This is a genomic window from Ideonella sp. B508-1, from assembly GCF_000333615.1.
Taxonomy (GTDB): domain Bacteria; phylum Pseudomonadota; class Gammaproteobacteria; order Burkholderiales; family Burkholderiaceae_C; genus Ideonella.
On sequence record NZ_BADL01000299.1, the window covers coordinates 1 to 511 of the forward strand.

Annotated in this window: 1 pseudogene; it reads right to left on the minus strand. The window is 68.7% G+C overall.

Features of this window, described 5'->3' with window-relative positions:
* Positions 1-87: 87 nt before the first annotated feature.
* Positions 88-393 (minus strand): annotated as a pseudogene (locus I73_RS12925) (aminotransferase class III-fold pyridoxal phosphate-dependent enzyme); the annotation flags it as partial.
* Between the last annotated feature and the right edge of the window lie 118 nt (positions 394-511).

Consider the following 511-nt stretch of genomic DNA (forward strand, 5'->3'; position numbering starts at 1 on the left):
CGCGGGCGCGCTCGAACAGATAGGCGTATTCCTCGGCCCGGAAGTCCTTGAATTGCAGGTAGTGGCGCATGAGGCTGTAACCCGGTTTCATGCCTGGGTCTCCGACAGGAAGTTCTTGATCAGCGGCACGAGGATGGACAGCACCTCGTCGGCGTTCTCGCGGCTGAAGATCAGCGGCGGCAGCAGGCGCACCACGCTGTCGGCGGTGACGGACAGCAGCAGGCCGGCTTCCATCGCGCGGGTCAGGATGGCGCCGCAAGGGCGGTCCAGCTCGATGCCCAGCATCAGCCCCTCACCGCGCACCTCCTTGACGCCGGGCTGCCCGCCCAGCGCGGTCTGCAGGGCGCTCTTGAGGTAGCCACCCACCGCGCTGGCGTTGTCCAGCAGGCCGTCGGCGCTCTGGGCAGGCCAACTCGCGGTCGCCAGGCTGGTGCGCGCCGATGCGCAGGTCCACATCCTGACGGCCCATGCGGGTCACGGTGGCGTCCCATTCGCCGCCCTCGCCGTTGAA